Raw genomic sequence first — 11,685 nt, forward strand, 5'->3', positions numbered from 1 at the left:
AAGAACATCAATAGTTTACAAAAAAAAGGTTTCCGAAAAATCCGGGTGAAGCCGGTCATGTCCGCCATTGCCTGAATGGGCGGGTATTTCCAGAACCGGAAAAGGATGAAATCTCTCTCCGGGGCGTTCCGGATTTCATTTGACAGAAGCGATTTCTGTTCCTTGTCGTCTGATTCTTTCTGAAATGTTCCATCGATGAAGCTGGAATTGAAAAAATTTATAAAAATACCCGGCAAGGATTTTCATCCTGTCTTGCGGCTGTTTCTGGTTTTTCTTCCTGTCGCCCTGCTGATCTGTGGCGGCGGTTATTTGTATTACCTGTCGCAGTTGCGTTTCATTCATGAGCAGAACCGGAAGATGGAACATGAGACGGTACAGGTCGGTGTGGTTTCCATTAACCGGAGTCTCGAATACGTCATGCAGGATGTACAGGTTCTTTATTCCAACACCGATTTCAGAACGATGCTGGATCATCCTGGCAAGACCAATGTGGATTGTGTCGCCGCAGACTGGATCGCTTTTGCCGAAGCGAAGCAGGCTTACCAGAAAATACGCTGGATTGACGAACGGGGTGTCGAGAGACTCCGTGTGAATTATGCAGATGACCGGGCATATGTCGTGCCGGAAGAAAAGTTGCTGGACAGAAAGGGGCGTTATTTTTTCGAGGATACGAATGCACTGAAAGAAGGAGAAATGTATGTTTCTCCGCTGGATCTGAATATCGAGAACGATCGTATTGAAGAACCGTTCGTGCCGACTATCCGTTTCGGAATGCCCGTTTTCAACAGCAAAGGGCAGAAGAGAGGCATATTGTTGCTGAATTATTATGCGGACACCATGTTGACGCGATTCGAACAGCTGACCGGCATACGCGGGAATGCCGCCTGGCTCGTCAACCGGGATGGTTACTGGTTGAGGGGACCTTCGGATCCTGAAGAATTCGGGTTCATGTTCGACAGGAATGAATTGAGCATGGCGGTACGTTATCCGCAGGTCTGGGAACGGATCAGGAATGCAAAGGAAGGACAATTCGTCACCCGCGAGGGGTTATGGTCGTTCAATACGCTTTCGCCACTGAAAGCCGGTACGAAAACCAGTACCGGCAGCAGTGAAATATTCTCCGGCGGGCAGGGAGCACATGATGTCAGTTCATACAAATGGAAAGTGGTCACCCTGTTGCCGACAAGTGCATATAATGCCGATCTTCTCTATTGGGGGACAAAGATCATCGGAATATCGCTGGCTCTTCTGGCTCTTTTCTTTCTGGGGATTCTGTTCATGGTGCGCCTTCAGGAAATGCGTAACCAGTTACTGCTCAATCTGGAAAAACTGGTCGAAGAACGCACTGAGGATCTGAACAAGGTCAATGCTGTGCTGACACAAAGCGAGGCCCGACTGAAAAGTGTTTTTGAAAATATTCCCGACCTGATCTGGCTGAAAGACGTCTATGGCGTTTACCTGACTTGCAATCAGGCATTTGAGAACTTTTTCGATCTGGAAGAGGGGGCGATAATCGGCAAGACCGATGAGGAGTTGCCCGGCGGCAGACAGCCGGAAGTGATGCGTGCCGAGGAGAAACGGATTATTGAAGAAGGAAAACCGGAAGTCATGGAACAGTGGGTGACCAATGTCCGGACGGGAAAACGGGTGTTTTTCGATGTCATCAAGGCTCCCGTCAGGATGCCGGACGGACGTTTGATCGGTGTTTTGGGCATTGCCAGAGATATGACTCGCAGAAAAGAGGATGAGGAAAAACTGCAACTGGCTGCACTGGTGTACAAGAATTCAAGCGAGGCGATTCTGGTGACCAATGCCAGAAACGAGATTCTCGCCGTCAATCCGGCTTTCGAACGTATTACCGGCTATAGCGCAGCGGAAATTCTGGGAAAGGATCCCAAGATTTTAAATTCCGGACGGCAGGACAAGGCGTTTTACAAGGCGATGTGGGATACCCTTCATGAAAAAGGCGTCTGGCGTGGCGAGTTGTGGAACAGGAAGAAAAACGGGGAAGTTTATGCTGCCTGGCTGACTATCAATGTCGTTTATAACGAAGATGGTACGGTTCGTTATTATGTCGAATTGTCGGATGATTTCACGGAAAAAAAGGAAGCGGAAGATATGATTTGGCGGCAGGCCAATTTCGATTTTCTGACCGATTTGCCGAACCGGAGAATGCTTCTTGACAGGTTGCAACAGGAAACGACGAAGGTCAATCAGTCGGGCAAGAAGCTGGCGCTTCTGTTTCTGGATCTGGACAATTTCAAGGATGTCAACGATACCCTGGGACATGACATGGGCGACAAGCTTTTGATGGATGTGGCACGCCGTCTGATGGACTGTGTCCGGGAAATCGATACGGTTTCGCGGCTGGGAGGAGATGAATTCGCGGTGATTCTGACGGAGTTGTCCGATTTGCCGGTCGCGGAAAAGATAGCGCAGGATATCCTTCATTCGCTGGCCCAGCCCTATCGCCTCAATGGGGAAATCGCCTATCTTTCCGCCAGTATCGGCATAACGGTTTATCCTGATGACGGTACCGGGATTGAGACGTTGCTGAAAAATGCGGATCAGGCGCTCTACGCGGCCAAACAGGCAGGCCGCAACAGGATGAGCTATTTTACGGCTTTCATGCAGGCGGCTGCGCAAAACCGGATCAGGCTGGCGAACGATATGCGAATTGCTGTTTTTGAACATCAGTTCGAAATGTTGTACCAGCCGATTGTCGAACTGGAAACGGGGAAGATACACAAGGCAGAAGCGCTGATTCGCTGGCATCATCCATTGCGCGGCATAGTGAGTCCGGCAGAGTTCATTTCCATCGCCGAGGAAACCGGACTGATTCTGACCATTTCCGACTGGGCGTTTTCGGAAGTGGTGCGTGAAGTGGAACGATGGAGAAGGCGGCATTATGCGCAATTCCAGATCAGTTTCAATATTTCACCGACTCTGTTTCAGGACAAGCCAAACTATGCGGACTGGTTCGGTGAACTGGAAAAACGGAATATGTCCGGTGAGGGGATCGTCATGGAGATTACGGAAGGGGTTTTGCTGGTTTCGAACCGGCATGTTATCGAGCGGCTTGCCGAATTTCACCGGCATGGTATGGAAATCGCGCTGGATGATTTCGGAACAGGTTATTCGTCATTGTCCTATCTGAAGAAATTCGATATCGAATATCTCAAAATCGATCAGGCGTTTGTCAGGAATATCGGGAGTGAACCGAAAGATATGGCATTGTGCGAGGCGATCATTGTCATGGCGCACAAACTGGATATGAAAGTCATTGCCGAAGGGATTCAGAACGATGAACAAAAACGGCTTCTGGCCGCTGCCGGCTGCGATTACGGGCAGGGTTATCTTTTTTCCGAGCCTTTGACCGCCGCGGAATTCGAGAATCTTCTGGAACGCAGCGATGGCGGAAAATCCTGATGTGTTTTCAGGTTCCGGCTACTGAAAAGGCCTGCGTGTTGCAGGCCTTTTTCCTGTCCGGACTGTTTTTTAACCGGCAAGTTTTTTGCGGAGCAATTCATTGACCTGTGCCGGATTGGCTTTGCCGCGAGTCGCTTTCATGACCTGACCGACAAGCGAATTGAATGCTTTTTCCTTGCCGGCCCGGAATTCCTCGACGGAGCGGGTATTGTTCGCCAGTACCTCGTCAATGATTTTCTCGATGGCACCGGTGTCGGAAATCTGTTTCAGTCCCTTGGCGTCGATGATTTTATCGACGGCATCGGGTTCTGCCGGGCGCGTTTCCCACAGGACAGCGAAAATTTCCTTGGCGATCTTGTTGGAAATGGTGTTGTCCGCGATCCGCTTCATCAACAGGGACAACTGTTCGGAGGTGACGGGAACTTCCGTCACATCAATGCCCTCGCGGTTCAGGGCGGAAGAAACGTCGCCCATCAGCCAGTTGGCGTTCTGTTTGGCCAGCTGTTTCCCGGTTAAGGATACCAGTCGCTCGTAATAGGTCGCCATGGCCTTGGACTGGGTGAGAACCGTTGCATCGTATTCCGGCAGACCGTAATCGTTAATGAAACGTTCACGCATGGCATCGGGCAATTCCGGCATGTCGTTTCTGACACGTTCGATCCATTCCGGCGAGATGACGAGCGGAGGGAGATCGGGATCGGGGAAATAACGGTAATCGTCGGAATCTTCTTTTGTGCGCATTTCACGCGTTTCGCGTTTGTCCGGATCGTAAAGGCGGGTTGCCTGTACGACTTTTCCTCCGCTTTCGATCAGTTCGATCTGGCGTTCGATTTCATAGTTGATCGCGTCTTCCAGATTGCGGAAGGAATTCAGGTTCTTGATTTCGCAACGGGTGCCCAGAACGTTTGATCCGGCCGGACGCACCGAAACGTTGGCATCGCAACGGAAAGAACCTTCCTGCATGTTTCCGTCGGAAATGCCCAGCCAGGTAACCAGCGAATGCAGTGCCCGGGCATAGGCGACCGCCTCGGCTGCGCTGCGCATGTCCGGTTCGGTCACGATTTCCAGAAGCGGGGTTCCGGCACGGTTCAGATCTATGCCGGTCATGTCGGCGAACTCGTCATGCAGGGATTTGCCGGCGTCTTCTTCCAGATGGGCACGTGTCAGATTGATGGTCTTGATATAGCTGTTTTTGCCTTTCTGTTCAACAATACAGTTTATTTTGCCACCGATGACGACCGGTTTTTCGAACTGGCTGATCTGGTAGCCTTTGGGAAGATCGGGATAGAAATAGTTTTTTCGGGCGAAGACCGAAACCGGGGCGACTTGCGCTCCGATGGCCAGACCGAACTGGATGGCTTTTTCCACAGCGCCCCGGTTCATGACCGGCAATACGCCCGGCAATGCCAGGTCGACCGGACAGGCCTGTGTATTGGGCTTTTCACCGAAATGGGTCGAAGCGCCGCTGAAAATTTTGGATACGGTTGAAAGTTGTGCATGTGTTTCAAGACCGATGACTACTTCCCACTGCATAGTGTTTCCTCTGATGGTGGTGACGGTTTGGACCGTCGAAAATATTCTTGTACGGATAACCGGCCGGAGAACGGCTGGTTTCTTTTTCTGTCAGACTGGTGATTTCAGATGCCAGTCCGTCGCTTTCTGGTACTGATGGGCGATATTCAAAAGGCGCGCTTCATCGAAATAATTGCCGGTCAGTTGCAGCCCGACAGGACGTCTGGCGTGATCGCCCTGCCCGAATCCGCATGGAATGGACATGCCGGGCAGGCCGGCGAGATTGGTCGACAGCGTGAAAATATCTCCCAGGTAGTTGGCTACCGGATCATCCGCCTTGTCGCCGAGGTTCCAGGCGACGGTCGGCGAAACGGGGCCCATGATGACATCGCATCCGGCGAAGGCGTTTTTGTAGTCTTCGGCGATCAGGCGGCGGATTTTCTGGGCCTGAATGTAGTATGCGTCATAGTAGCCGTGGCTTAAAACGTAAGTGCCAACCAGAATGCGGCGCTGGACTTCCTCGCCGAAACCTTCCGAACGGGTCTTGCGGTACATGTCCTGAAGGTCGGTATAATTTTCCGCCCGGAAACCGTAACGGACGCCATCGAACCGGCTGAGATTGGAAGAAGCTTCCGCCGGGGCGATGACATAATAGACCGGAATGCACAGGGACGTGTTTTTCAGGGAGATATCGACCAGTTTCGCGCCCAGTTTTTCGAATTCTGTCAGGGCATCACGGATGGGTTGTTCGACTTCCGGAGAGAGACCCTCGCTGAAATATTCCCGGGGTACACCGATGCGGAGACCGTTTAACGGATTGTTCAGGTCACGGGTGTAGTCTTCCGCGTTTTTTTCGAGACTGGTCGAATCCTTCGGATCGAATCCGGTCATTTCGTTTAGCAACAGGGCGCAGTCTTCTGCCGTTTTGGCGATCGGGCCTCCCTGGTCCAGCGATGAAGCGTAGGCAATCATGCCAAACCGGGAAACACGGCCATAAGTCGGCTTGATCCCGGTGACGCCACAGAAAGCGGATGGCTGGCGGATGGAACCGCCGGTATCCGTTGCTGTGGCGGCAGGCGTCAGGCGTGCGGCCACTGCGGCGGCGGATCCTCCGGACGATCCACCCGGTACGGCGCGGGTGTCCCAGGGATTTCTGACGGGACCGAAATACGAATTCTCGTTGGATGAACCCATTGCGAACTCGTCGCAGTTCAGTTTGCCGAGATTGACCATGCCCGCGTCGAGCAGTTTCTGCACGACGGTGGCATTGAACGGACTCGTGTAATTGGCCAGTATTTTCGAACCGGCAGTGGATCGCCAGTCTTTCGTCACGAAAATGTCCTTGTGAGCGATGGGAACGCCGGTTAAGGGATGCGCTTCGTTTCGGGCGATTTTTTCATCGGCGATTGCGGCCTGTTTCAGGGTCAGCGATTCATCAACGTGAAGAAAAGCGTTCAGTTCGCTTTCACCGATCCGTTTCAGAAACAGTTTGGCCAGTTCGGTTGCAGAAATCCGTTTCGTCTGCAAAAGCGCAGACAGTTCCGATAAAGTTTTGGTATGCATGGGTTGGTAACGACTAAATATCCGGAAGGTTCGCAATGGAAAGATATTCCTTGCGCGTTATTCAATGACTTTGGGAACGAGATAGAGTCCGTTTTCGACGGCCGGAGCACAAGCCTGGTATTCAGTCCGGTGATTCTCTTCCGTGATGGCGTCGTCCCGCAGTCTCAGGGCCACATCGTCTCTGAAAGCCGATATCGGATGGGCCAGCGGTTCGATACCGGTCGTGTCGACGGAACGCAGCTGTTCCACCATGTCGAGAATATTGTTCAACTGTTCTGCCGTTTTCTTTATCTGGGTTTCGGAAACTTCCAGCTGGGCCAGCTGGGCGATGCGTTCCACATCGGAAAGTTCAAGAGACATAATGAATGGTTCGGTTGTTACAAAAAAATTTCGGAATGAAATGCAATTGCATGCTGAACATCAGATATAACCCCAGAATTATAAGGTAGAATGTGCGGTTATTGCATAGTTGTACGTGAAGTTTGCAATTCGACTGTTTTTGCAGGTTCAACCGTTTTTTGTATACGGAAATTTTATATATCGGGACTGTTCATGTTTGGATTTTTACGCGGTTATTTTTCAAATGATCTGGCCATCGATCTGGGGACGGCCAACACGCTGATCTATGTCAGGAATGCAGGCATTATTCTGGATGAACCTTCTGTCGTCGCGATCCGGCACGACGGGCATTCCGGTGCCAAGAAAAGCATTCAGGCGGTGGGCAAGGAAGCGAAACAGATGCTCGGAAAGGTTCCCGGCAATATCGAGGCTATCCGCCCGATGAAAGATGGCGTGATCGCCGATTTCACGGTGACCGAACAGATGCTGAAACAGTTTATCCGCATGGTCCACAATTCCAAGTTTTTCCGTCCCTCGCCGCGTATCATCATTTGTGTTCCCTGTGGATCCACCCAGGTCGAACGCCGTGCCATTCGTGAATCGGCGCTCGGAGCCGGTGCGTCCAAGGTTTATCTGATCGAGGAACCGATGGCGGCCGCGCTGGGCGCGGGATTGCCGATTTCCGAAGCGACCGGTTCAATGGTCGTGGATATCGGAGGCGGTACGACCGAAGTCGGTATCATTTCGCTGGGGGGGATGGTCTACAAGGGGTCCGTCCGTGTCGGCGGCGACCGTTTCGATGAAGCGATCGTCAATTACATCCGCCGCAATTACGGCATGCTGATCGGTGAACAAACCGCCGAGGCGATCAAGAAGAATATCGGTTCCGCTTTTCCCGGTACGGAGATCAAGGAAATGGAAGTCAAGGGACGCAACCTGTCGGAAGGGATTCCGCGTGCGTTCACGGTGTCCAGCAATGAAATTCTCGAGGCACTGACCGATCCGTTGAACAATATCGTCTCCGCCGTCAAGAACGCGCTGGAGCAGATTCCGCCCGAACTGGGGGCGGATATTGCCGAAAAAGGCATGATGCTGACCGGTGGTGGTGCACTGCTCCACGATATCGACCGCCTTTTGATGGAAGAAACCGGCCTGCCGGTTCTGGTGGCCGAAGATCCGCTGACCTGTGTCGTTCGGGGCTGTGGCATCGCGCTCGAGAAAATCGACGAATTCGAAACGGTCTTTTCTTATGAATGAATACGGACAGGCACACTCCATGTGCCTGTTTCGTGAACGTCGCCGTTTGCGCGATTTTGTTTCGTATCCGGTAAGTTTCTGATGCAATACGGACCACCGCCTCTTTTCAAACAGGGAACGCCCGCCCGGGTGAAAGTCATCATTTTCGTGGTGGCCGCCATCGCGCTGCTTTTTGTCGATTCCCGTTTGCAGGTACTTGGCCGGGTTCGCCATGTTATCGGTCTGGTCATTTATCCTGTCCAGCGGGCTGCCATGGTCCCGCGTGACCTTTTCGAAGCGGCTGGCGAATATCTGATTTCATCCGGAACGTTGCATGATGAAGTCAGCCAGATGCGGCAGAAAGAAATGCAGGATGCCCAGTTGTTGCAGCGTGCGCAATTGCTGGAAAACGAAAACGAACATTTGCGCGAGTTGCTGGGGATGAGCAAGCGAATCAGCGTCAAGTCTGTTCCGGCCGAGATCCTTTACGATGCGAGAAATGTTTTTGTCCGCAAGGTCGTATTGAACAGGGGATCGAAACACGGTGTTCTTCCGGGACAGCCGGTCATCGATGAAAAAGGCGTGATCGGTCAGGTTACGGAAGTGTATCTGGCGACATGCGAGGTGACTCTTCTGACCGACAAGGATCAGGCCATTCCTGTTTTGAACGTGCGCAGTGGCGAGCGGAGTGTCGCTTATGGAAGAGGCCAGTCGGGATATCTTGAACTGCGGTTCATGATGGCCAATGCCGATATCGCTGCGGACGATATGCTGGTCACGTCCGGAATCGACGGGGTGTATCCGGCCGGGCTTGCCGTGGGCAGGGTCGCACGGGTACGCGATAATTCCACCGGGTCGTTCGATCATATCATCTGCGAACCGGTAGCCGGCATCAACCGGAACCGGCAGGTGTTGATACTGCTTTCCGATACAGCCGTTGCACCGCGGCCGACGTCTGATGAGAGAACAGTCGCGACCCGGAAAAGAGCGGTACCGAAACAGAATGAAACAGGAAAACAGGTAGGGCCGGCGAGATGAAACAGACTCCCGAACGTATTTTGCTTCCTGTCAGTCCTGTGTTTATCGCAGTTAGCCTGTTTGTCGCTTTTCTTTTGAATCTCCAGCCATGGGGACACTGGGTCGGAGTACCTGATTTTGTCGCGCTGGTACTGGTTTTCTGGGGAATTCACCAGCCACGCCGTGTGGGCATTGGTATCGCCTTCTGTATGGGGCTTCTGATGGATGTCAATGATGCGACGCTTCTCGGTGAGAATGCGTTGGCCTATACGTTGCTGAGTTATTTCGCCATCACGTTGCATCGCCGGGTTCTCTGGTTCCCTCTGAAAAAGCAGGTCTGGTATATCCTTTTTCTGCTGTTGTCTTCCCAGCTTGTCCAGATGCTGGTGCAGTTTATCGTCAGCCAGCGCACATCGAGCTGGTTTTATTTGCTGGACAGTTGCATTGGCGCGCTGTTGTGGCCGGTTGTCACCGCCATTTTGCTGGCACCCCAGCGCCGTTCCGTCAATACGGATCTGGACAGTTCCTTATGAATCAGGCAGTATTTTTCCGGCGTGCCGGACAATGGAATGAACCGGTATCCCTGTTTTCCCGGCGGGATGCTTTCGGCAAGGGGGCAGTATGTCGAATCTGAACAATACCGACAGGGAACTGAGGCATTTCCGTAACAGGATCATGGCACTGGCCGTTCTCGTACTGTTCTGCTTTTTCCTTTTGCTTTTGCGTTTTGTCTGGCTGCAGGTCGTCCGCCACAGCAATTATGTCGCACAGGCGGAGGAAAACCGGATTTCGATTGTTCCGACCATGCCGTCGCGGGGGATCATCACCGATCGCAACGGTGTGGTGCTCGCTAACAATTATTCTGCTTATACGCTTGAAATCACCCCTGCCAAAATCGAGGGCAAAATGGATGAGGTGATTGACGAACTTTCCCTGTTCATCGATATCACTTCACGGGACAGGAAACGTTTCAGGCGGCGTATGGAAGAAACGAAACGCTTCGAGAGCATTGTCCTGAAATCCAAGCTGACCGATGAGGAAGTGGCGCGGTTCACTGTCCAGCGTTACCGTTTTCCCGGTGTGGAAGTCCAGGCGCGCATGTTCCGCCAGTATCCGCTGGGTGAGGTGGCGGCCCATGCCATCGGTTATATCGGCCGGATCAGCCAGAAAGATATCGACCGGTTGCCGGAAGAGGAAGAAACCAATTATCAGGGAACGACACATTACGGCAAGGAGGGCATTGAAAAGAGTTACGAAAGGGTATTGCATGGCGTGACCGGCTACGAGGAAATGGAAGTGTCGGCCAGCGGTAGGGCTGTCAGGACACTGTCCACGCGTTCGACGGTACCCGGAAACAATCTGGTGCTGTCGATTGATATCGAACTCCAGAGAGTGGTCGAAGAAGCCTTCGGCAAGCGGCGTGGTGCCCTGGTCGCCATGGATCCGGCAACCGGTGAAATTCTTGCCTATGTCTCCAAACCGACATTCGATCCCAATCTGTTCGTCGACGGAATTGACCAGCAGAACTGGGATGAACTGAATACGTCGATCAACCGGCCGCTGGTCAACCGGCCGATTCGTGGCGCCTATCCGCCTGGTTCGACATACAAACCGTTCATGGCGCTGGCGGCGCTGGAGCTGGGGTACCGCACTCCCCAGGCCGCGATCAGTGATCCGGGATATTTCCTGTACGGCAATCACCGTTTCCGGGATGACAAGGTGGGTGGACACGGTATCGTGGATATGTATAAATCCATCGTCCAGTCATGCGATACGTATTACTATATTCTCGCGTCCGAGATGGGGGTCGATACGATGCACGATTTCATGAAACAGTTCGGTTTCGGAGAGCAGACCGGTATCGACCTGCCTCATGAAAGAAAAGGAATTTTGCCTTCGACGGAATGGAAACGGAATGCTTACAGAAATCCGAACCAGAAAAAATGGTATGCCGGCGAAACGATTTCGCTCGGTATCGGGCAGGGATATAACACGTTCACGCCGTTGCAGCTTGCTTATGCCACGGCGCTTCTGGTCAATAACGGTTCTGCGGCACGACCGCATCTGGTGAAGGAAATCGAGAACGGGGTGACCCATGAGCGCAAGCCGGTTGTCACGGAAACGGTCAGACTGGAGTTGAAACAGGAAAATATCGAGGTCGTCAAGCGGGCCATGGCCGGAGTGGTGAAGGAAGGAACGGCGGCCCGCGTTTTCGGAGGGGCCGGTTATGTCTCTGGCGGGAAAACGGGAACGGCACAGGTGATCGGTATCGGCAAAAACGAGAAATACAATGCCGCAGCGCTGGCGGAACACAAACGGGATCATGCGCTTTATACCGCGTTCGCTCCGGTGGACAATCCGAAAATCGTCATTGCCCTGATTGTCGAAAATGCCGGATTCGGTGCATCCGCTGCCGCGCCGATCGCACGGAAAGCGATGGACTATTTCTTCCTGGGCAAGAAACCGGTTTCCGAGGTATCGACGCGTGGTGTGCCGGAACCGGACGATTATCCGGAAGAACCCGATGAAGTCTTGCAGCCGATTTTGACTCCGGCCATTCCCGAAGAAGAAAATACTGAGGAAGAGTGA

The 11,685-nt window shown here is 52.7% G+C and carries 8 protein-coding genes; 5 read left to right on the forward strand and 3 right to left on the reverse strand.

What is annotated here, in order from left to right:
• Positions 1 to 207 precede the first annotated feature (207 nt).
• Positions 208 to 3,429 carry an EAL domain-containing protein gene (locus tag NB647_RS03530; RefSeq protein ID WP_269284195.1) on the forward strand — a complete coding sequence of 1,074 codons (3,222 nt, stop codon included), beginning with the start codon at positions 208 to 210 and terminating at the stop codon, positions 3,427 to 3,429.
• A 69-nt stretch (positions 3,430 to 3,498) separates the two neighbouring features.
• On the opposite strand, the gene gatB is transcribed toward NB647_RS03530, so the two are convergent.
• The 3 genes from gatB to gatC all read right to left on the reverse strand — a co-directional run bounded on the left by gatB (position 3,499) and on the right by gatC (position 6,864).
• The gene (gene gatB, locus NB647_RS03535; RefSeq protein ID WP_269265804.1) at positions 3,499 to 4,977 is read right to left on the reverse strand and encodes an Asp-tRNA(Asn)/Glu-tRNA(Gln) amidotransferase subunit GatB; all 1,479 of its coding nucleotides are present in this window, start codon (positions 4,975 to 4,977) and stop codon (positions 3,499 to 3,501) included.
• 75 nt (positions 4,978 to 5,052) lie between these two features.
• Entirely contained in the window at positions 5,053 to 6,504 is a 1,452-nt protein-coding gene (gatA, locus tag NB647_RS03540) for an Asp-tRNA(Asn)/Glu-tRNA(Gln) amidotransferase subunit GatA (RefSeq protein ID WP_269284196.1), read from the reverse strand.
• A gap of 57 nt (positions 6,505 to 6,561) precedes the next feature.
• Positions 6,562 to 6,864, reverse strand: a complete 303-nt coding sequence (gene gatC / locus NB647_RS03545) for an Asp-tRNA(Asn)/Glu-tRNA(Gln) amidotransferase subunit GatC (RefSeq protein WP_269277103.1) — start codon at positions 6,862 to 6,864, stop codon at positions 6,562 to 6,564.
• 192 nt (positions 6,865 to 7,056) lie between these two features.
• Here gatC and NB647_RS03550 point away from each other — a divergent pair, with 192 nt between their 5' ends.
• The 4 genes from NB647_RS03550 to mrdA all read left to right on the forward strand — a co-directional run bounded on the left by NB647_RS03550 (position 7,057) and on the right by mrdA (position 11,685).
• Entirely contained in the window at positions 7,057 to 8,100 is a 1,044-nt protein-coding gene (locus NB647_RS03550; RefSeq protein ID WP_269265201.1) for a rod shape-determining protein, read from the forward strand.
• 81 nt (positions 8,101 to 8,181) lie between these two features.
• Positions 8,182 to 9,117, forward strand: a complete 936-nt coding sequence (mreC, locus tag NB647_RS03555; protein ID WP_269265203.1) for a rod shape-determining protein MreC — start codon at positions 8,182 to 8,184, stop codon at positions 9,115 to 9,117.
• Complete coding sequence (gene mreD / locus NB647_RS03560; protein WP_269284198.1) at positions 9,114 to 9,629, forward strand: rod shape-determining protein MreD; 516 nt, start codon at positions 9,114 to 9,116, stop codon at positions 9,627 to 9,629. The genes mreC and mreD overlap by 4 nt, the downstream gene beginning before the upstream one ends.
• An 88-nt stretch (positions 9,630 to 9,717) precedes the next feature.
• On the forward strand, positions 9,718 to 11,685 hold the full coding sequence (mrdA, locus tag NB647_RS03565) for a penicillin-binding protein 2 (RefSeq protein WP_269284199.1): 1,968 nt from the start codon (positions 9,718 to 9,720) through the stop codon (positions 11,683 to 11,685).

Origin of the sequence: Oxalobacter aliiformigenes (assembly GCF_027116575.1) — a bacterium.
Lineage (GTDB): Bacteria > Pseudomonadota > Gammaproteobacteria > Burkholderiales > Burkholderiaceae_D > Oxalobacter > Oxalobacter aliiformigenes.